Source organism: Cupriavidus sp. 10L43_2 (assembly GCF_056395265.1).
This window is the reverse complement of the sequence record NZ_JBFTJE010000006.1, coordinates 252784-273301: the sequence shown is the minus strand read 5'-3', so window position 1 is coordinate 273301 and position 20518 is coordinate 252784. Positions and strand designations below refer to the sequence as shown.

General features: G+C 65.0%; 21 protein-coding genes and 2 tRNA genes. 8 read left to right on the top strand and 15 right to left on the bottom strand.

Annotation, left to right across the window (positions count from 1 at the left end; translation table 11 throughout):
* Positions 1–39 precede the first annotated feature (39 nt).
* A tRNA-Leu gene (locus AC1DEL_RS11730) sits at positions 40–126 on the bottom strand.
* Positions 127–304: 178 nt separating this feature from the next.
* Between AC1DEL_RS11730 and AC1DEL_RS11725 the strand changes: the two genes are divergently transcribed.
* From AC1DEL_RS11725 to AC1DEL_RS11715, 3 genes are all read left to right on the top strand, one after another.
* Positions 305–634: a hypothetical protein gene (locus AC1DEL_RS11725; RefSeq protein WP_092289968.1), complete on the top strand. Its 330-nt coding sequence runs from the start codon at positions 305–307 to the stop codon at positions 632–634.
* 327 nt (positions 635–961) lie between these two features.
* Positions 962–1192, top strand: a complete 231-nt coding sequence (locus AC1DEL_RS11720; protein ID WP_092289967.1) for a hypothetical protein — start codon at positions 962–964, stop codon at positions 1190–1192.
* Positions 1193–1376: 184 nt separating this feature from the next.
* Positions 1377–1784 (top strand): heme-binding protein, encoded by a 408-nt coding sequence (locus AC1DEL_RS11715; protein ID WP_092289966.1) that lies wholly within the window; start codon positions 1377–1379, stop codon positions 1782–1784.
* Positions 1785–1984: 200 nt separating this feature from the next.
* On the opposite strand, the gene AC1DEL_RS11710 is transcribed toward AC1DEL_RS11715, so the two are convergent.
* The 4 genes from AC1DEL_RS11710 to AC1DEL_RS11695 all read right to left on the bottom strand — a co-directional run bounded on the left by AC1DEL_RS11710 (position 1985) and on the right by AC1DEL_RS11695 (position 4418).
* Positions 1985–2311: a hemin uptake protein HemP gene (locus AC1DEL_RS11710; RefSeq protein WP_092289965.1), complete on the bottom strand. Its 327-nt coding sequence runs from the start codon at positions 2309–2311 to the stop codon at positions 1985–1987.
* Positions 2312–2536: 225 nt separating this feature from the next.
* A complete protein-coding gene (locus AC1DEL_RS11705) occupies positions 2537–2950 on the bottom strand; it encodes an ExbD/TolR family protein (RefSeq protein ID WP_092289964.1) in 414 nt (137 codons plus the stop codon).
* Positions 2951–2980: 30 nt separating this feature from the next.
* Positions 2981–3712: a MotA/TolQ/ExbB proton channel family protein gene (locus AC1DEL_RS11700; protein WP_092289963.1), complete on the bottom strand. Its 732-nt coding sequence runs from the start codon at positions 3710–3712 to the stop codon at positions 2981–2983.
* A gap of 49 nt (positions 3713–3761) precedes the next feature.
* Positions 3762–4418 (bottom strand): energy transducer TonB, encoded by a 657-nt coding sequence (locus tag AC1DEL_RS11695; RefSeq protein WP_092289961.1) that lies wholly within the window; start codon positions 4416–4418, stop codon positions 3762–3764.
* 458 nt (positions 4419–4876) lie between these two features.
* On the opposite strand from AC1DEL_RS11695, the gene AC1DEL_RS11690 reads away from it, so the two are divergent.
* Positions 4877–7177 (top strand): AAA family ATPase, encoded by a 2301-nt coding sequence (locus tag AC1DEL_RS11690; protein ID WP_092289959.1) that lies wholly within the window; start codon positions 4877–4879, stop codon positions 7175–7177.
* Positions 7178–7197: 20 nt separating this feature from the next.
* On the opposite strand, the gene murI is transcribed toward AC1DEL_RS11690, so the two are convergent.
* The 3 genes from murI to AC1DEL_RS11675 form a co-directional block, all read right to left on the bottom strand.
* Entirely contained in the window at positions 7198–8007 is an 810-nt protein-coding gene (gene murI / locus AC1DEL_RS11685) for a glutamate racemase (protein WP_477125774.1), read from the bottom strand.
* A gap of 74 nt (positions 8008–8081) precedes the next feature.
* Entirely contained in the window at positions 8082–9605 is a 1524-nt protein-coding gene (locus AC1DEL_RS11680) for a fumarate hydratase (protein WP_092289955.1), read from the bottom strand.
* Between the two features lie 141 nt (positions 9606–9746).
* On the bottom strand, positions 9747–10271 hold the full coding sequence (locus AC1DEL_RS11675; protein WP_092289953.1) for a TIGR00645 family protein: 525 nt from the start codon (positions 10269–10271) through the stop codon (positions 9747–9749).
* Between the two features lie 294 nt (positions 10272–10565).
* Between AC1DEL_RS11675 and acs the strand changes: the two genes are divergently transcribed.
* The 4 genes from acs (at position 10566) to AC1DEL_RS11655 (ending at position 15142) form a co-directional block, all read left to right on the top strand.
* The gene (gene acs, locus AC1DEL_RS11670; protein WP_454757190.1) at positions 10566–12548 is read left to right on the top strand and encodes an acetate--CoA ligase; all 1983 of its coding nucleotides are present in this window, start codon (positions 10566–10568) and stop codon (positions 12546–12548) included.
* 70 nt (positions 12549–12618) lie between these two features.
* Complete coding sequence (locus AC1DEL_RS11665) at positions 12619–14670, top strand: VC_2705 family sodium/solute symporter (RefSeq protein WP_092289950.1); 2052 nt, start codon at positions 12619–12621, stop codon at positions 14668–14670.
* A 70-nt stretch (positions 14671–14740) separates the two neighbouring features.
* A tRNA-Ser gene (locus tag AC1DEL_RS11660) sits at positions 14741–14831 on the top strand.
* Between the two features lie 182 nt (positions 14832–15013).
* Positions 15014–15142, top strand: a complete 129-nt coding sequence (locus AC1DEL_RS11655; RefSeq protein WP_255370660.1) for a hypothetical protein — start codon at positions 15014–15016, stop codon at positions 15140–15142.
* An 11-nt stretch (positions 15143–15153) separates the two neighbouring features.
* On the opposite strand, the gene AC1DEL_RS11650 is transcribed toward AC1DEL_RS11655, so the two are convergent.
* The 7 genes from AC1DEL_RS11650 to bcsG form a co-directional block, all read right to left on the bottom strand.
* Positions 15154–15387 (bottom strand): hypothetical protein, encoded by a 234-nt coding sequence (locus AC1DEL_RS11650; protein WP_092289943.1) that lies wholly within the window; start codon positions 15385–15387, stop codon positions 15154–15156.
* Positions 15388–15554: 167 nt separating this feature from the next.
* The gene (locus tag AC1DEL_RS11645) at positions 15555–16268 is read right to left on the bottom strand and encodes a GGDEF domain-containing protein (protein WP_092290843.1); all 714 of its coding nucleotides are present in this window, start codon (positions 16266–16268) and stop codon (positions 15555–15557) included.
* A 17-nt stretch (positions 16269–16285) separates the two neighbouring features.
* Positions 16286–16675 (bottom strand): DUF1987 domain-containing protein, encoded by a 390-nt coding sequence (locus AC1DEL_RS11640; RefSeq protein WP_092289941.1) that lies wholly within the window; start codon positions 16673–16675, stop codon positions 16286–16288.
* A 22-nt stretch (positions 16676–16697) separates the two neighbouring features.
* Positions 16698–17282, bottom strand: a complete 585-nt coding sequence (locus AC1DEL_RS11635) for a SiaB family protein kinase (protein WP_092289939.1) — start codon at positions 17280–17282, stop codon at positions 16698–16700.
* Between the two features lie 43 nt (positions 17283–17325).
* A complete protein-coding gene (locus tag AC1DEL_RS11630; RefSeq protein ID WP_441590522.1) occupies positions 17326–18591 on the bottom strand; it encodes a SpoIIE family protein phosphatase in 1266 nt (421 codons plus the stop codon).
* 118 nt (positions 18592–18709) lie between these two features.
* Complete coding sequence (gene bcsR, locus AC1DEL_RS11625) at positions 18710–18946, bottom strand: BcsR/BcsP family cellulose biosynthesis protein (RefSeq protein ID WP_477125773.1); 237 nt, start codon at positions 18944–18946, stop codon at positions 18710–18712.
* Positions 18943–20505: a cellulose biosynthesis protein BcsG gene (bcsG, locus tag AC1DEL_RS11620; protein WP_092289933.1), complete on the bottom strand. Its 1563-nt coding sequence runs from the start codon at positions 20503–20505 to the stop codon at positions 18943–18945. Before bcsG ends, bcsR begins: the two co-directional genes overlap by 4 nt.
* Between the last annotated feature and the right edge of the window lie 13 nt (positions 20506–20518).

Below are 20518 nucleotides of genomic sequence, written 5' to 3'. Positions count from 1 at the left end.
TGCGCGGTGTAGCGCGATGGGAAGCGATATGGAGCGCGCTGGTGCGGCCGACGGGACTCGAACCCGTAAGCCCGTAAGAGCGGCAGATTTTAAGTCTGCTGAGTCTACCAATTTCTCCACGGCCGCACGGCAAGCCCGGTATTGTGGTGGCTTCGTCCGCAGGACGCAAGCCAACACGCGCCACTTCGCCATGTGACGTTGCTGTTACCGCCGGTAACAATGTAGAACCCGCCGTTTCACCTCGAAAATCGCGAACCCCTACAATACGAGTTATCAGCTTGACCTAACTCAAAGAGGCACGATCATGAAACGTTGGTTGTTCGCAGCATTCGGTGTAGCCGCCGCGCTGGCGTCTGGGGCTGCAATGGCACGCGTGAACGTGGACGTGGCAATTGGCGTTCCGGGTGTGGTGGTGGGTGGTCCCGCCTACTATGCGCCGCCGCCGCCGGTGTACTACGCGCCGCCGGCTCCGGTTTATTATGGCCCGCCGCCTGTCGTGGTGCGTCCGGCGCCGGTCTACTACGGTCCCCGCTATTACCCGGGTCCGCGCTACTACTACGGCCCGCCGGGATATCGCGGCGACCATTACCATGGTCACGGCCACGGTCGGGGCCATGGCCGCTGGCGCGACTAAGACGCGAATCGCGACCGGACGCAGTGGTGTAATCGTTCAGTAAGGTCGTTGAAAGGCCATCGTCGGAAAAAGCCCCTTCGTGGGGCTTTTTCTATTTCTGCGTGACGCTCTCTTGGCGGCTCGCCGGCGTTTTCTGACAATCGATGGTGGAAGATTGCGCCTGGGAGTTCCCGACGATTTTTATTGCTCAAAGAATTTGATGCGTCCGCTCAATGCGGCTGGACTTCGGCCTCAGGGTTTCCCCCTAAACTCCTTGGGTGACGCCGCTCCCACAAGCATCCGCCTGATGGCGCGACGCCCACGACTAACATCAATAAGGGGATTCTCATGAAGATCAAGCAACGCATCGCTGCCGTCGCCGCCCTCGGCGCGCTTTCCGTGCTGTCGGTATCGGCCTTTGCCGCACCGGCCAAGTTCGACGTCTACAGCGGTGGCCAGCGCGTGACCGATCAACGCGATGCCTATACCGATGGTGCCCGCGCCAACGATAAGCGCGATGTCTACACCGACGGCGCACGCGTGACCGATCCCCGCAGTTCCTTCAGCGACGGCGCCTGACCGGCTCGTCTCAACCGGATCCAGAAAAGCCCGCCGCCTGCGGGCTTTTTCTTTGGCGGCCGCTCGACAAGGGCTGCGGGATAACCGTCAAGTCAAAAGTCCTTGTACTGGTCATGTCACCATTGTTGCCCCGGACGGCGCGATATACTGCGGCCTCACACTGATGAACAGACTGGAGAGAGGTATGCAGCAAAAAACCGTACTGACGGCCGATGACGTGAAGAAGTTGCTGGCGGCTGCCGAGGTCGAAGCCAAGGCCAACAACTGGGCTGTCACGATTGTGGTCGTCGACGACGGTGGCCACCCGCTCGGCTCGCTGCGCCTGGACGGCGTGGCCCCGATCTCGGCCTACATCGCCACGGAAAAGGCCCGCACGGCTGCGATGGGCCGTCGTGAGTCGAAGATCTACGAAGACATGATCAACAACGGCCGCTACTCGTTCATGACCGCTCCGCACCTGCAGGGCATGCTCGAAGGTGGCGTGCCCATCGTCGTGAACAGCCAGGTCGTGGGCGCCGTAGGCGTGTCCGGCGTGAAGTCTACCGAAGACGCGCAGATCGCACGCGCTGGTATCGCTGCGCTCGGCGTCTGATTGCACGGCGGGATCGCATTGCGAGCCGCCAATGCAAAAGCCCCGCAGGCGCAACGCCTGCGGGGCGGTATAAAAAGGCGGCATGGCTGGCATCGGCCTGACAGGCAAGGGGTTTGGAAATCTTCCCTGTCAGCGTGTACCGATCGTCTGGCTACTGCCCAACACCCCGCGAAGGGGTGGTCCCCACAAAAGACTGTCGATTATTTGGTCAGGATCAGCTTGCCGTAGCGCGTCACGCGCAGCGTGTACACGTCGCCGTTATGCAGGATCGGCAGCGTCGTGGCGCCGCGCATGATGGCGTCCAGCGGCACGGCTTGCGCGGTGTTGCCTTCGGCCGGTGCGTCGGCGCGCATCAGCGCTTCCAGGCGGGCGGGCAGGCCGGCTACCGCCGACTTCACGGTCTCGATAGCCGACGATGCCGTCGACGGTTCGCGGCGCGCCTGCGAGGCAACCTCGACGCGGCGCAGGGACAGGCGGCGGCGCGTGACTTCACGCGGTTGCGACATCGGCAGGCTGATTGTGCTCATGGTCTTCTCCGTGGAAGCGCTTCACGTAGGGGAAGCGATGCGTGTTGGTTACGATGAAGAGGATCATAAATGAGAATTGTTATCATTACAAGTGATCTTCACTAACCGTTACACCTGTGCCAAGGCCGTCACGGATCGACAGGAAATCGCAACCTGGCTCGCTGCCGGGCGCCAACAAAAAGGGCACCCGGTGAGGGGTGCCCTTCATGTTCGAGGCGGGGGAGATCAGTGCTTCGGTTCCGTGATGAAGCCGATCTTGCCGAGCCCGCCGTGCTGCGCGGCGGCCATGACTTCAGCCACGCGCTCGTAGCGGACCTCGCGGTCCGCGCGCAGGTGCAACTCGGGTTGCGGCTCCTGTTGCGCGGCTTCCGCGATGCGTTGTTCCAGCGCAGCCTCGTCAACTTCCTGCTGGTTCCAGAACACCTTGCCCTGCGCGTCGACCGAGACGTTGATGTTCTGCGGCTTGGTGTCGTTCGGTTGGTTCGTCGCGCGCGGCAGATCAATCTTCACCGCGTGGTTGATGACGGGAATCGTGATGATGAAGATGATCAGCAGCACCAGCATGACGTCGACCAGCGGCGTCATGTTGATCTCGCTCATCACCTCGTCATCGTCACCGTCGAGCGTGCCGAATGCCATGATGCGTTCCTTCTGGCGCGAGTGTCGCGCTTAGTTCTTGACAGCCAGCCGCACCGAGCCGTCGTCGGCCGTGCGGGCGGAGGAGCCCGGGCGCACGCGGGCGCCGGTCACGAAGTAGGCGTGCAGGTCGTGCGCAAAGCGGTTCAGCTTGTTGATGACGCCCTTGTTGCCACGGCTCAGTGCGTTGTAGCCGAGCACCGCCGGGATCGCCACGGCCAGGCCGAAGGCGGTCATGATCAGGGCTTCGCCCACGGGGCCGGCCACCTTGTCGATGGTCGGCACGCCCGAGGCGCCAATGCCGATCAGCGCGTGGTAGATGCCCCACACCGTGCCGAACAGGCCGACGAACGGCGCGGTGGAGCCCACCGAGGCCAGCACCGCCAGGCCCGACTGCATGCGCGACACCGCCTCGTCGATCGAGCTCTTCAGCGAGCGGGTCAGCCAGTCGGAGATGTCGAGCTGGTCGTGCAGTTGCGGCTGGCTGGCGCGGTGGTGCTGCGCCGCTTCCTTGCCGGTCATGGCCAGCGTGCGGAACGGATTGGCATCGCTCGCGCCGAGTGTTTCCAGCGCGTGGTCGAAGTCATCCGAGTGCCAGAAGCGCTTTTCCGCGCCATTTGCCATCTTCTTGAGGCGAACCAGATCCCACGCCTTGGTGAGAATCACGATCCACGACAACAGCGACATGATGAGCAGAATGATGGCGGTCGCTCGCATGACGAAGTCGCCTTGCGACCAGAGGTGGGAGAGTCCGAGGTCCTGCATGGTGGTTCCTGGTGTCAGTGTTTGGGAAAGATCGGAAAATTCCGGGAAATCAGTTCAGCTCGAAGTTGATCGGCTGCTGGGCGGTCACGGCCACGGCGCGGCCATTGTCCAAATAGGGCTTGCAACGCATGCGCTGCACGGCATCCACTGCAGCCTGGTCCAGTCGGCTCGAGCCGCTCGACGTGACCACCGCGGTCTTGACCACGCGGCCAGACTCATCGGTCGTCAGACGAACAACAGCCTTGCCGGTTTCACCCATTCGGCGCGATTGCGACGGATAGGCCACTTGCGGCGGCGAGCAGGCGATCTCGCCGATGCCGACAGCGCGCGGCGCGGCATTGGCCGATACGGGCGGCGAAGGCGGTTCGGCAGGCGCCGGCGGGGCAGGGGGGGCCGGCGGGGCTTCGATGGCCGTCGGCGAGGGCGGCAGCGAGGCTACGGGTTCCGGGGTCGGCTGCGGCTTCGGCGGGGTCGGGCGCGGTGTTACCACCTTCACCTGCTTCGGGGGCGTCTGCGGTTGCGGCTTGGGCGGCTCCGGCGCCGGAGGCTGCTTGGGCGGCTCCATCGGGATGATACGGGCGATGATCTCGGGCGCGATGACCGCTTCGGTCAGTTTGCGCGCCAGGCCGCTCTGGATCAGGTAAAGCAGCCCGACGTGGAACAACAGGACAGCAACAGTGATCTTGAGGAAACGTTGATCGAACATGAGAGATACGACAGGTATTCGAAATGGGCAGGCGGCGCGCGTCTGTACTCGCTCACTTGCGATAGAACAGGATCAGCGAGATGCCACATCCGACCAGCAGGCTCAATAGCAATTCCATGATAACGCTCCTGATGTACAGCCACGTGAACCGGAGAAAACCGTGAAACGGGGTTGCTGGGGAGCGCCACTCTTGGGCAGCGTAGCGGCACAGTATAAACGATAATGATTCTTATTTGTTGCGCATTGTGCAATGCAATCGTCGAATTACGATATCCGATTGCGTGAGGTGGGTGCGTGGGCGCCCGCGCGTCGGTGGGTGTCTGCAATGCCCCATCGGCGGCAAACCGCGCTAGGATGGAAGAAAGCAGCGTGATAACAGTGTGACAAACATCGGCAGCCTGGTACTGGTGGCGCCCCCGCGGTCCGGACGCCCGCCAGCCCAAGCGAAGGGAATGGCCATGGACTTCACCCGTTTTGCTGAAGACGACCGCTCGACGCTCCTGCGTGCCGCGCCCGGCGTGGCGGGGACCTCGGCCCTTGACTGGATGTGCGCCCAGTTCGCGCTGCGCGTGGTCTGCGCGCTGGGGCCGCGCTTCAATCTGCGCAGCAATATCAACGACGTGCTGACGGTCAGCGCCCAGGAAATGGTCTGGCCCTATGGCGTGGTGCTGCGCGTCCAGCGCTTCCTGTCCGCGCGCTGCGCGGACATGCCCGCGTGGAAGGGCGCCTCGCGGCTGACCCCAGAAGAGTTCCTCGAGCGGCATGGCCAATGGAATAGCGCCTTCGACGAAAGTGCGCTGTTTTACTATCTCGATGAGTACGTGAAGCACCATGCGAAGGACATGTTCGCCGTGTTCGATGCGTCGGCTGCCGCGATTGCCTCGCGCCTCCATGGCGAGCGGGTGCTGCTGGTGCGCAACATCGACATGCTCAGCCATGTGCTGAACCTGCCCGAGCATGAACGCAAGCTGCTGCTGTATGCAGCGCTGGCCAAGTACAAGCGCGATCTGCGCGCGGTCATGGTCGATTGCAAGGTCGCGCACAGCCAGGAGGCGTTCCAGATCCTGGCCGGCCTGACTGGTGCCAGCCCCGCCGATATCGCTGTTTCACTACGTCCCGGCTCGCGGCTCGAGACGCTGAACCTGATCGAGCAGCCGCTGCCCGAGAACAGCGTCACGGACCTCGGCGACCTGATGCGCCTGTCCGATCGTCTGCTGCACGTGCTGCTCGGCAACTACGCCAGCGACGCGGAGATGATGGCCGTGTTCACGCGGCCCGCTGCGCCGCCGACGCTGGGCACGAGCGACTATCCGCATGTGGAGACCGACGCGCGCTACCTGTCCGCGCTGCTGGGCAACGCCACGCGCCAGAACGCCGCAGGGGTGAACGTGCTGATCTACGGCCCGCCGGGCACTGGCAAGACCGAGTTCGCGCGGCTGCTGGCGCGCGAGGCGGACTGCGAACTCTACGAGGTGGATTGCTTCGACCGCGACGGCAACTCGCTCTCCGGCAAGGACCGCTATCGCTCCCTGCAGGTGTCGCAGGCCTTCCTGCGCGGCCGGCCGCGTACGGCCTTGTTGTTCGATGAGGTGGAAGACGTATTCCCAGGCAGTGCGCGCGAGCTGATGAGCCTGTTCGGGCAGGAAGACACGCGTGGCTCGGTCAACGGCAAGGCGTGGGTCAACCAGACGCTCGAACAGAATCCCGTGCCGGTGATCTGGATCTCGAATTCGATCCGTCAGATCGATCCCGCGTACCTGCGGCGCTTCCAGTTCCATCTGGAATTAAAGATTCCGCCACCTCTGGTGCGCGAGAACATCATCCGCAAGCATCTGGGCGGACTCGATGTCAGCGACGCGTTCATCGCCACGCTGGCCGCGCGCAAGACGCTGACGCCGGCGCAGGTGCAATCGGCGGCGCGGTTCGTGGAACTGGCGCGCAGCGACGTCGATGAACCCGTGGAGGCGCTGATCCTGCGCCAGCTCGAACACGCCGACCGCGCGATGGGGCTGCGCCCCGAGGCCGAGGCGCGGCCCGTGGTGACGCGCTACCGGCTCGACAACCTCAATATCGAATCGCGCTACGCGGTGGAAAAGATCGTCCAGGCGCTCGGCGCGCGCCAGCGCGGCACGCTGTGTTTCTATGGGCCGCCGGGCACTGGCAAGACGGCGCTGGCCGAGCACATCGCGGCGGAACTGGACCTGCCGCTGATGATCCGCCGCGCTTCTGACCTGATGAGCAAGTACGTCGGTGAGACGGAGCAGCAGATCGCGGCGATGTTCGCGCGTGCAGAAGAGGACGGTGCGGTGCTGTTGCTCGACGAGGCCGACAGTTTCATGCAGAGCCGGCAGCAGGCGGTGCGCAACTACGAGGTGTCGGAAGTCAACGAAATGCTCCAGGGCATGGAGCGCTTCAATGGCATCTTCCTCTGTACGACCAATCTGTTCGACCGGATTGACGAAGCGGCGCTGCGGCGGTTCTCGTTCAAGATCCGCTTCCTGTCGCTCAAGCCGCAGCAACGCGTGACGATGTTCGTGGATGAGGCGCTCGAAGGCGATCCCGCGCGCATGACCGAGACGATCCAGCGCGAACTCGATTCGATGGATTGCCTGACGCCGGGCGACTTCGCCACGGTCAAGCGGCAGTCGGTGGTGCTCGGCGAAGCGCTGACCCCGGACGAGTTTCTGGCGCAATTACGACAGGAACACGCGATCAAGCCCGAGGTGCGGCATCACAAGCCGCTGGGGTTCATCCAATAGCCGGCAAGGCGCCGCCCGGATCAGAGCGGCGGCGCTGGCTCGATGACTACGGTTTCTGCGAGGGTATCCACGTTCAGCAGCGTCGCCGCCATCGCACGCAGGTGCGCGGCGTCGCGTGTGGACGCATAGCGGTCTTGCGGCACCGCATCGGGTGCGGCGGCGAGGTCGTGTTCAACGAGCTTGCGCGCAAGTTGCCGGGCGATGGCACTGCCGGTGTCCACTAGGGCGAGACGATTGCCGACCATCGCGCGGATGGTGTCGGAGAGAAACGGATAGTGGGTGCAGCCGAGTACGAGCGTGTCGGCGCCGGCGTCCAGCATCGGGGTCAGCAGGCCTTCGAGCCGCGCGCGCACCGCAGGGCCAGAGACATCGCCCTGTTCGATACTGGCGACGAGGTCGAGACCGGCCGCGCACAGATAACGGCTTTCGCCCTCCAGCGACGTCAGCAATCGATTGAACTTGGCGCTGCGCAGCGTGTTGGCCGTGGCGAGCACGCCCACCACCTTGCTGCGGCTGGCCGCCGCGGCCGGCTTCAGGCCGGGTTCGACGCCGATGATCGGCAGCGGCAATGTCTCGCGCAGGGTTTGAACGGCATGCATCGTGGCCGTATTGCAGGCAATGACGAGCGCCTTGCAGCCCTGTGCCACCAGCCATTCGCAGACTTGCAGCGTGCGCGCCTCGACGAAGCGTTCGGGTTTTTCGCCATACGGCGCGTAGCGCGAGTCGGCCAAGTAGAGCAGGGACTCATGCGGCAGCAGCGCGCGGATTTCGCGCAGCACCGAGAGGCCGCCGAGGCCGGAATCGAAAACGCCGATGGGAGAGGGATTCACGGAAGGGAGGAGAGTGGCGTTCCCCTTCTATATATAGAGGGGGAACGCCGGCAGGGCCGCAGGGCCCTGGCCGGTTATGCCGCAGCGACCGGAATCTTGCCGATCTTGGCTTGCCACTCGGCGGGGCCGGTCTTGTGCACCGACGTACCCGAGCTGTCCACGGCCACCGTCACGGGCATGTCCTTGACGTCGAACTCGTAGATGGCTTCCATGCCGAGATCTTCGAAGGCCAGCACCTTGGCGCCGCGAATCGCCTTCGACACCAGGTAGGCCGCGCCACCCACGGCCATCAGGTAGGCCGACTTGTGCTTCTGGATCGATTCGATCGCCACCGGGCCGCGCTCGGCCTTGCCGATCATCGCGATCAGGCCGGTCTGGGCCAGCATGGTCTCGGTGAACTTGTCCATGCGGGTCGCCGTGGTGGGGCCGGCCGGGCCGACCACCTCGTCACGCACCGGATCGACCGGGCCGACGTAGTAGATCACGCGGTTGGTGAAGTCGATCGGCAGCGATTCGCCCTTGGCCAGCATGTCGGCGATGCGCTTGTGCGCGGCGTCGCGGCCGGTCAGCATCTTGCCGTTCAGCAGTAGCGTCTGGCCGGGCTTCCACGAAGCGACTTCCTCGGGCGTCAGCGTGTTCAGGTCCACACTCTTCGACGTCTCGGTGTTCGGCGCCCATTCCACCTGCGGCCAGGCCGACAGGTCCGGGGCTTCCAGCTTGGCCGGGCCGCTGCCGTCCAGCGTGAAGTGCACGTGGCGCGTGGCCGCGCAGTTCGGGATCATCGCCACGGGCTTGGAAGCCGCGTGGGTCGGGGTAGCCATGATCTTGACGTCGAGCACGGTGGCCAGGCCGCCCAGGCCCTGCGCGCCAATGCCGAGCGCGTTGACCTTTTCGTACAGTTCCACGCGCATTTCCTCGACCCAGTCCTGCGGGCCGCGGGCGATGATGTCCTGGATATCGATGGACTCCATCAGCGATTCCTTGGCCATCAGCATGGCCTTCTCGGCCGTGCCGCCGATGCCGATGCCCAGCATGCCGGGCGGGCACCAGCCGGCGCCCATGGTCGGCACGGTCTTCAGGACCCAGTCGACGATGGAATCGGACGGGTTCAGCATCACGAACTTCGACTTGTTCTCGGAGCCGCCGCCCTTGGCCGCGACCTGGATGTCCACGGTGTTGCCCGGCACCACCTCGTAGTGGATCACGGCCGGCGTGTTGTCCTTGGTGTTCTTGCGGGCGCCTTCGGGCGGGCTCACGATCGACGCGCGCAGCACGTTGTCCGGGTGCGTGTAACCGCGACGCACGCCTTCGTTGATCATGTCCGACAGGCCCATCGTGGCGCCATCCCAGCGCACGTCCATCCCCACCTTGACGAAGATCGTGACGATGCCGGTGTCCTGGCACAGCGGACGCTTGCCTTCGGCGCACATGCGGCTGTTGGTCAGGATCTGCGCAATCGCGTCCTTGGCGGCCGGACTCTGCTCCAACTCATAGGCACGGCCCAGGCTGGTGATGTAGTCCATCGGGTGGTAATAGCTGATGTACTGCAGCGAGTCGGCGACGCTCTGGATGAGGTCTTCTTGCTTGATGACGGTCATTTTTGTGGGGGAGGGCAGCGGTGAAACACAGCCCGGGATGATACACCGTGGCGGCGCCGGCTGCGGGAATGCATACAGCCGTCGACACCAGGAAAGCAGCACCGTAAGTGGCGAATACGCCATCTGGTGCGAGAGGGAGCGTTAGTGCGCCTGCTGCGGCACGTGCGGTTGGGACACCATGCGGTCCACCCATGCCATGGCCAGTGCCGAAGCCAGGAAGGCCACGTGGATGATCACCTGCCACATGATGGTGTGGTGAGAGCGTTGTTCGGCGTCGATGAAGGTCTTCAGCAGGTGGATCGACGAAATGCCGATCAGCGCCATCGACAGCTTCACCTTCAGCACGCCGGCATTGACGTGGTCAAGCCACTCGGGCTCGTCGGGGTGATTGTCGATGCCCAGGCGCGAGACAAAGGTCTCGTAGCCGCCCACGATCACCATGATCAGCAGGTTGGAAATCATCACCACGTCGATCAGGCCGAGTACCACCAGCATGATCTTGGTCTCGTCGAACGTGGTGACATGGGACAGCAGGTGCCAGACTTCGACCAGGAAGTGATAGACGTAGACGCCCTGCGCGACGATCAGGCCGAGGTAGAGCGGCAGCTGGAGCCAGCGGGAGGCGAAGATGATGCGGGGGATGGGGCGGAGCGGGGTGTATGACATGGGGTGCGCAAACGTGAAGTAAATGTCATCAGACAATCAAAGGCAGGTCTGATTGTACCTTGTGCGTCCCATCGTCCAGATGACAGGTTTGCGCTGCGGCACGTGCCGGTGCTAGCCTAGTAGAGCCGGCTGCACTTGTGGCCAGGTTGCGCCCCCGCCTCCCTCCGATCTGATTTGCTGCATCGCAGCACTGCATGCGCCGTCGCGCATGGCGACTCCGTCAGGTTTAAGTAAGCCGCCGGGCGTACCTTCCAGCCAAAAGCAAGCAGTCCTAAGCCAAACAGGAGACAAGCCATGTCGGCCATCGAATCGGTGATGCAGGAGCATCGCGTTTTCCCACCCCCTGAGTCGTTCGCCAAGACGGCGGCTATTCCCAGCATGGCGGCCTATCAGGCCCTGTGCGACGAAGCCGAGCGCGACTACGAGGGGTTCTGGGCGCGCCACGCCCGCGAGCTGCTGCACTGGGACAAGCCGTTCACCAAGGTGCTCGACGAAAGCAACGCGCCGTTCTACAAGTGGTTCGAGGACGGCCAGCTCAATGCCTCGTACAACTGCCTGGAACGCAATATCGAGCAGGGACTTGGCGAGAAAATCGCCATCGTCTTCGAGGCGGATGACGGCACCGTGAGCCGCGTCAGCTACAAGGAACTGCTGGCCAAGGTCAGCCGTTTTGCGAATGGTCTCAAGGCGCTCGGCGTCAAGAAGGGCGACCGCGTCGTCATCTACATGCCGATGTCCGTGGAAGGCGTGGTCGCCATGCAGGCCTGCGCCCGCATCGGCGCCACCCATTCGGTGGTGTTCGGCGGATTTTCGGCCAAATCGCTGCAGGAGCGGCTGGTTGATGTGGGCGCCGTGGCGCTGATCACCGCCGACGAACAGATGCGCGGCGGCAAGGCGCTGCCGCTCAAGGCCATCGCCGACGAAGCCCTGGCGCTGGGCGGCTGCGAGGCCGTCAAGCACGTAGTGGTCTATCGCCGCACCGGCGGCAAGGTGGCCTGGACCGAAGGCCGCGACCGCTGGATGGAAGACGTCTCCGCCGGCCAGCCCGACGCCTGCGCCGCCGAGCCGGTGGATGCCGAGCATCCGTTGTTCGTGCTCTACACCTCCGGATCGACGGGCAAGCCGAAGGGCGTGCAGCACAGCACGGGCGGCTACCTGCTCTGGTCGCTGATGACGATGCGCTGGACCTTCGACATCAAGCCGGACGACCTGTTCTGGTGTACCGCCGACATCGGTTGGGTCACCGGCCACACCTATATTGCCTACGGCCCGCTGGCGGCCGGCGCCACGCAGGTGGTGTTCGAGGGCGTGCCGACCTTCCCGAACGCCGGCCGCTTCTGGGACATGATCCAGCGCCACAAGGTCAGCATCTTCTACACCGCGCCGACGGCCATCCGTTCGCTGATCAAGGCCGCCGAGGCCGACGAGAAGATCCATCCGAAGCAGTACGATCTCTCCAGCCTGCGCCTGCTGGGCACGGTGGGCGAGCCGATCAACCCGGAAGCGTGGATGTGGTACTACAAGAACATCGGCGGCGAGCGTTGCCCGGTGGTCGACACCTTCTGGCAGACCGAGACCGGCGGCCACATGATCACGCCGCTGCCGGGCGCCACGCCGCTGGTGCCGGGCTCGTGCACGCTGCCGCTGCCGGGCATCATGGCGGCCATCGTCGATGAAACCGGGCAGGACGTGCCGAATGGCAGTGGCGGCATCCTGGTCGTCAAGCGTCCGTGGCCGTCGATGATCCGCACGATCTGGGGCGACCCGGAGCGCTTCAAGAAGAGCTATTTCCCCGAGGAACTGGGCGGCACGCTGTATCTGGCTGGCGATGGCTCCATCCGCGACAAGGAAACTGGCTACTTCACGATCATGGGCCGGATCGACGACGTGCTGAACGTGTCGGGCCACCGCATGGGCACGATGGAGATCGAATCGGCGCTGGTGTCGAACCCGCTGGTGGCCGAGGCCGCCGTGGTCGGTCGCCCGGATGACATGACCGGCGAGGCGATCTGCGCCTTCGTCGTGCTCAAGCGCTCGCGCCCGACCGGCGACGAGGCGGTGAAGATCGCCACGGAGCTGCGCAACTGGGTCGGCAAGGAAATTGGACCGATTGCGAAGCCGAAGGACATCCGCTTTGGCGATAACCTGCCGAAGACCCGTTCGGGCAAGATCATGCGCCGGCTGTTGCGCTCGCTGGCCAAGAACGAGGAAATCACGCAGGATACGTCCACGCTCGAGAATCCGGCCATCCTCGATCAACTGAAGCAAGCGCAATAAGCGCCCCCGCCCGTGCGGGTTTCCTCCCATCCGATGCCGGCCGCGTGCCGGCATTTTCTTGAGTTCGCCCATGGCTGATGCCCAGTCGCGCTTCCGGCGCCGGCTGTTGCTCTACTACGGTCTGTTCACGCTCGGGCTGTTCGGCTTCATCGGCATGATGGGGCTGCTCGAGCATTCCAACGCCGACGCGCTGTGGCTCGGCTATGTCTTCCTGTTCGTCACAATTGCGATCTACGCCTGCATCGGCCTGATCTGCCGCACCTCGGACCTCAACGAGTATTACGTGGCGGGGCGACGGGTGCCGGCGCTGTTCAACGGCATGGCCATCGCCGCGGACTGGATGAGCGCGGCGTCGTTCATCGGCCTGGCCGGCATCCTGTTCGCCTCCGGCTACGAGGGGTTGGCCTACGTGATGGGCTGGACCGGCGGCTACTGCCTGGTGGCGTTCCTGTTGGCGCCGTATCTGCGCAAATATGGCGGCTATACGATCCCGGACTTCCTTGCGGCGCGCTACGGCAACGGAAAGCCCGGCGGCAACCTGCCGGTGCGGGCGATTGCGGTGCTGGCGGCCTCCCTGTGCTCCTTCGTCTATCTGGTGGCGCAGATCCAGGGCGTGGGGCTGATCGTCACGCGCTTTATCGGCGTGGAGTTCGCCGTGGGGGTGTTCTTCGGGCTGGCCGGCATCCTGGTCTGCTCGTTCCTGGGCGGCATGCGCGCGGTCACGTGGACCCAGGTGGCGCAGTACATCATGCTGATTGTGGCGTTTTTGCTAACCGTGTCGATGATTGCGTGGAAGCATCATCGCGAGGCGCTGCCGCAGGTCAGCTATGGCTCGCTGCTGGGCCAGATCGAACAGGCCGAGAAGCGGCTTGAGCACGATCCCGCGGAGCGGCAGGTGCGGGAGTTGTTTCGCCAGCAGGCGGTGATGCTGCAGGAGCGCATCGCGCGGCTGCCGCAGTCATTCGACGAAGAACGGCGCGTGCTGGACGATCGGCTCCAGGAACTGCGCACGCGCAACGCGCCGCTGCGCGAGATCAAGAGCGTGGAGCGCGAGCGGCTGGCGTTTCCCGTGGATATCGCCGACGCCCAGCAGCAGTGGAGCCAGATGCGGGAGGAGGCGCTGGCGCGCAGCCATGCCGCCACGCCATCGACCGAGCCTTACCCGGCGGCGTCCGAGGCGGAGCGGAAGACCAAGCGGCTCAACTTCGTCCTGCTGGTGTTCTGCCTGATGCTCGGCACGGCCAGCCTGCCGCACATCCTGACGCGGCTGTACACCACGCCGTCGGTCCGGGAAACGCGCAATTCGGTGGCCTGGGCCGTGTTTTTCATCGCGCTGCTCTATGTGTCGGCACCCACGCTGGCGGCGCTGGTCAAGGCCGAGTTCTTCCAGCACCTGGTCGGCACGCCGTTCGCGGAGCTGCCGCAGTGGGTGGTGCAATGGCGCAAGGTCGACCCGCCCGTGTTCGGCATCCGCGATGTGAATGGCGACGGCATCGTCCAGTGGGCGGAAATCCTGATCCAGCCGGACATGATTGTGCTGGCGGCGCCCGAGATCGCCGGGCTGCCGTACGTGATCTCGGGGCTGGTGGCGGCCGGCGCGCTGGCGGCGGCGCTGTCCACGGCGGACGGGTTGTTACTGACGATTGCCAACGCGCTGTCGCACGACGTCTACTACCACATGATCGACCGCCAGGCGAGCCACCAGCGCCGCGTGACGACCGCCAAGATCGTGCTGCTGGCGGTGGCGCTGTTCGCCTCCTACGTGACCTCGCTGCGGCCTGGCAACATCCTGTTCCTGGTGGGGGCGGCCTTCTCGCTGGCGGCGTCGAGTTTCTTCCCGGTGCTGGTCCTGGCCATCTTCTGGCGCCGAACCACGGCGGCCGGGGCGGTGGCGGGCATGGCCACCGGGCTGGGCGTGGCGATGTACTACATCTTCGTCAACTACCCGTTCTTCACGAAGATGACCGGAATCTTCGGCAACCGCTGGTTCGGCGTGGACCCGATCGCCTCCGGCGCCTTCGGCGTGCCGGCCGGGTTTGCCGTGGCCATCCTCGTGAGCCTGGTCACGCCGAGGAACGCACCGGTCATCGACCGGCTTGTCAATTACCTGCGAAAAGGGTAGGGCAGGTCACAACCACATCCCCGAGGGGGCTGGACAGCCCGAACGGCTCTGCTATAATCGCCGACTTCCCGGAGAGATGGATGAGTGGTTTAAGTCGCACGCCTGGAAAGCGTGTATAGGTTAATAGCCTATCCGGGGTTCGAATCCCCGTCTCTCCGCCAGAACAGCCAGTAGCAAAAAGCCGCCCATCGAGGCGGCTTTTTGCATTTCCAGGCGGGATTCCAACATAACGGTGTTGGAGCGCCTGATGGACCAGGCCGCGGCGCACCCTCGGCGACGTCGGGTCAGCAGCCGGCGCCAGGCCGGGCTACCATACCGTGACCATTCGTCCGAGGAGTCCCGCATGTCCAAGGAAAAATCCGGCGTCGCCTTTCCCACGCTGATCGCCTTTGCCGTGGCCGGCATGGCGTTCACCGCGTCAGTCATCCTCGCGTACTACGCGACCCATCCCCAGCGCATCACGAAGTCATAGCCCGCGCGGGCTCACGTTCGCTGGGCCTTCCGTTTCTGCACCTTGGCCGCCACCGGCATGACCGGGGCGCGCCGCGTGACGACTTCCACCAGCAGGAAGCCGTCCATCTCGGTTTCGTAGACGGTGCGCCCGCAGATGGGGCAGGGTGCGTGTTCCTTGCGTGGGGTCCTCACAAGGCCCAGCCGGTATTCGCGGATGTGGAGCGTCGCGCCGCAGACGCATTCCACTGGCTCGATGTGGTGCATGCCTCTCCTTGTCCTGGCCGGCGAGGTGACCTGCGCCGTCCTGATATCAGGGATCACTCTGGATAGTAGTCAAGGCTTGCCTTATCGGAAACGTTTGGCTTCGCGAGGGCAAACCACCGTATTCCAGATGACAGTGTCCGACCAGTCAATGGATCAGCAAAACAGGGTCATGCGGCGGCTTGCATCACGCGGTTGCGGCCGTTGCGCTTGGCGTCGTAGAGCGCCTCGTCGGCGCGGCCATATGCGTGCTCGAAGGTGCGGCCCTGGGCGGACCAGCTCACGCCGAAGCTCGCCGTGACCGGGCAGTCCACGGGGGAGGGGAAGCGATGCGTGGCGATGGCATGGCGCATGTCCTCGGCCAGCGCCAGCGCGTCTTCGAGCGGCACGCCTGGCAGCAGCGCGGTGAACTCCTCGCCGCCCACGCGCCCGATGGCGCCCTCGGCATCCACCGTGTCCTTGAGGCAGGCGGTCACGCCGCAGATCACCGCGTCGCCCACCGGATGGCCATAGGCATCGTTGAGCCGCTTGAAATGGTCGATGTCGAGCACGATCATCGAGAGGCTCCCGCGGGCCAGCGCCGCCGTGGCGCGGTCGATCACGGCGCCACGGTTGAGCGCGCCGGTCAGCGTGTCGTGCGTGGCGCGGTATTCGAGTTCCTGCGCCAGTTCCTGGAGCCGGTGGTTGAGCCGGTTCATCTCCAGTTCCTCACGGTCGCTGCGGCGGATCAGCCGGCGCGTCTCGCGCATCAGCCGCTCGTAGTAGCTGATGAGCTGCCCCAGCGTATGCCGATACGATTCCTCGCCGGCATCGACATCGCAGAACACGGCCTTGGCATGCGCCAGGACGCTGTTCTCCGATTCGAACAGGTCGGGCTCGGACATGATGGCGGCGGGCGGGTTCAACTGCCGGTGGTCGCTACGTCGTGGAACGCAATCGCAGGGAAGTCGTCGTGCAGTTCCTGGCCGAATTCGAGGATGGTGTCGTCGTCCTCGTCATGGAACCAGTGCAGTTCGATGCGGTTGCCGCGCTCGGCGGCGTCGTTCAGCGCGTCGAAGATGCTGAACAGCATCTTGGTGCTCGAGCTGTTGAAATAAGTCAGCGCCACGTTGACCGTGACCGAGACCCCGTCGCACGCCGCCAGGTACTTGCGCAGGCGGGCGATGGCCTCGCCGTAGAACACGGCAGCGTTCTCGGGGTAGGACTCGCCCTTGAGCGAGAGGATGTGCCGCTCGAAGTCGAAGCTCACCTCGGGCGAGGAGGGCGTGGCGGCGATAAACAGGTTTTCCATGGCAGAGGCTCTTCCCGATAGGTCAGATCGTGGCGACGAGCTGGAACATCGTCGATCCCGGATCCGTGTCGATCGGTTGAAAGTTGTATTCGAGGGGCGCGCTGGCATCGCGCGCCATCGTCAGGAAGCCGAGCCCGGCGCCCTTGCTGCCCTCCGGCGCCTCCGCGCGCAGGGTCTGCTTGTAGGCTTGCTTGATCTGGTCCAGCGTCATCGTGCGTAGCGGCTCCAGCGTGGCGCGCAGCTGGTGCACACGCACCGTCGCCACCGGATTGGAACACATCAGGCGGTAGTGCTCGTCCACCATGCTGATGCACACCGAGCCATGGCGCAACTGGCCGCGCTGCTGCTCGCTCTCCGGCGTGGGTGCGGTCAGGGCGTCCGAGGAGTAGTGGACGATGTTCTGCGCCATTTCCACGAAGGACGAGAACAGCTTGCGCCGCGTGGTGCCATCGACCCCGCTTACGGCGAGCTGCAGGCGCACCGCGTCGGACATGGCGGCGATGATGTTCTGCGAAAAGTAGCCGACGTAGTAGAAGATCACGTTGCGTTCCCGAGCCATCGCGAAGAACGGCTCATATTCCTTGTCAATCGATTGTGCGGCGTTCATGTGTCGTGCGGCCGGTGGGGCGCTGTAAGAGTCTGGCGCGGTGTTATCGGGCGCGGAAGCAGAAGAAGGTCAGGTCGTCGCGGCGCCGGTGCTGGCCCTGCCAGGCGCGGTGCACCTCGAGCACCGCCTGGCTGATCTGCGCCGCCGATGCCGCGCGGCTGGCGCAGATGGCTTCGCGCATGCGGCGCTTGCCGAACGAGATCTCGCGCGGGCCGCCGATCTGGTCGATCAGGCCGTCCGTGGTCACGAAGGCCACCGTGTCGGGCGGCATCGGCACGGCCGCGTTCTGCCACGCGTAGTCCATGCCGGTGTCGACGTAGCCGACGCCCATGCGGGCGCCGTTGATCATCTGGCCCTCGGTGTCACCGGGCTGCAGCACGAACAGCGCGCACTTGGCACCGGCGAAGGTCAGCGTACGGGTGGCGTTGTCGAACCAGAAGAAGGCAGCGTCCATGCCGTCGTCGGATTCGGCGATGCCGCGCTCGCCCCGCTGGCCGTCCTGCCCGTCGAGCGGTCCGTCGATCTGCCCAAGCATCTGCTTGATGCCGCGATTGACGGCCGCCAGCAGCGCGCCGGGGTCGCGCGGGCCCTGCTGCTCGATGGCCTGCGTCAGCAGCGACGAGGCAATCAGCGTCATGAACGCGCCCGGCACGCCATGGCCGGTGCAATCGGCCAGCGCGGCGAACCAGCCGTCGTCGAATGCTGCGAAGTGATAGAAGTCGCCGCCCACCACGTCGCGCGGCTCCCAGACCAGTGCGGCGTCCGGCAGCGTGGCGGCCAGCGTCTGGCGCGAGGTGCGCAGCATCGCCCGCTGGATCGTGCTGGCGTAGTCGATGCTCTGCATGATCTGCCGATTGCGCTCGGCCTGCATGTCGGCCACCACGCGCATCAGCTGCAGGCCGTGCCCCAGACCGATGAACTTGCCGTCGCGGGCGATGATGAAGCCTTCCGCCAGCGCCTTCTCGCCATACTCGACCGCGCGGAACGTCAGCGCGTCGATGCTCATGGCGGCGTCCACGATCAGCGGCTCCTTGTCCATGAACGCGATGCAGCTTTTGCGGTTGTAGAGTTCCTGGTGGTACGGCTTGCTCATCTGCGACAGGAAGATCGACCGGTTGATCAGGCCGATGGGCTTGTCGCGCTCGGTCACGGGCAGGCAGTTGAGGTCGCGGTGTAGCGCAAAGACCTCGAGCACGTCCTGATTCGTGTGGTCGGTCGTCACGGAAGGCGTGATGACGGCCAGATCCTCGGCACAGGGCTGCCGGAAGCGCAGGCGGGCAGCGGAGGGATCAACCAGGACGCCAGACATGACCGAAGGAACCAGGGTGGGGAAAGTGGCCCAGAGTCTACGGCGGATGCATGTCGGCTATGTGACGGTTTTCCTTGTAAATCAATGGTTAAAGCCCCACTCGAGTGGGGTGGCGGCATTAGCCGTCGGTGCGGGTCGACGAGTCGTCCGTGTCGTCCGGCGAATGCCCCAGCGCGCGCCCCAGCAGCGGCCAGCGTTGCGCCGCCGCCCGGGTCTGCACCGCATCCTGCTGGTCGAAGTAACGCCGCGCGTCAAAGCCTTCGACATGCCGGCCCAGGGCGTCGATATCGCTATAGGCGCCCGGCGTGCCGCGCGGCACCGACGGGGTCTTCGGGGACTTCGGCGACTCGCTCATTTCTGCTCCACCCAGACGCCATCTGGCGTATGAATCACATAACCCTTGCTCAGCTTCATGGTCACGGTGCCTTCGTTCTCGCCCACCATCATCGTCTGCGGCAAGTTCTCGCTGTAGCTGGCGGTGGGCGGCGCGCCCTGGCGGAACGGGCTGTCTGCCACGAGGTTGAACAGCAGCTGCGACAGCGCCAGGAAGCTGGACGGCGCGTCGATCGTCACCATGCCGCCCGTGGCTGTGGTCGGCAGGCCCACCAGCTTCACGCCCACCGGCACGTGGACGATGCGCGGCGTGGGAATCTCGCGCAGCCCGGAGATCTGGTTTTCGTCGCCCCGCAGCGCCGCGCCATGCTCGGGCACGAACACCACCACCGCCTTGCGGCCGGACTTGCTGATGGTCTCGATGATCCGGTCGACGTCCTCGAGCAGCTTGGCCAGCCGCAGCGGATAGGACTCCAGGCTGGTCAGCCGCTTGCCCGGCAGCCGGTTGCCGTCGTGCAGCGTCACCGTGTTGTAGTAGAGCGCCACGGGGCCGCTGTTCTGCTGGAGGCGGCGCTTGTACCAGTGGTCGAAGGTGTCGTAGTCGCCCAGCACCGGGGAGTCGTCGAAGGCGCGCATCGCCACGGGCACGCCTTCGTTGGACTCGGGCTGGATGCCCGCCACGCCCACTTCCTTGTCGACAAAGCTCCGGAAATTGTCGAAGCGGCCATCGTGGTTCAGCAGCACGTGGGGGCCGAAGCCGGCCTGGGCGAGTGCCTCGAACAGATGGCATTCGGCCGGCGCCGGCGAGTACAGGCTGGCGTGGGGTTCCTGGCCGCACGAGGCGCGCAGCAGCCGGATGGCCGCCGGCCCGCTGTAGCTCGCGGCGGAGCTGAAATTCTTGAACAGGTAGTCGAAGCGCGTGAACAGCGGGTGGTTGCTGGCCTTGGCGGCGTCCATGTCGTCCCAGGACAGCGAGCAGATGTGCAGCACGATGATGTCGAACTGCGCGTCGGGCGTGGCCGTCAGCGGCTGGGCGGTGGCTGAGCGGGTCGATTCCTGCTCGCGGAAGGCGGCCAGCTGGGCATCGTAGCCGCCGCGCACCGCGAAGTCGGCGCGTGGGGTGTCTGCCGCGCGCGCGGTCATCTGGTTGAGCCGCGTCGGCGGGTTGCCGTCGCCGGTGCCGTGCCAGAACGGGATGGCGATCAGCGCCAGCAGCACGAAGGTGGTCACCCGCACCCAGCGGTTGATGATCAGGTAGAGCAGCACCGCCAGCGCGATCGCCACCACCATCTGCAGGGAGACGATGCGCTGCGCCAGTTCGAGCAGGTACTCGGGCGTGAACGCGCTCACGTTCGAGAACTGCGACACCACGCGCGCGAACGGCGGCAGCGTCGATTCCCGGTAGGCCAGCATCGCCCCGACCACGATGGCGATGAGCTGGCGCAGCACCCGCAGCGGCCGCGACTCCATCGGCACCGCCAGGAACAGCGCGAACACCAGGTTCGTCAGCCAGTGCGGCTGGAGGTGGCCCGTGTGAAACAGCCAGAGCTTGGCGAGGAAGTAGAGGTTCCAGATTCCCATGGCGATGTGTGGT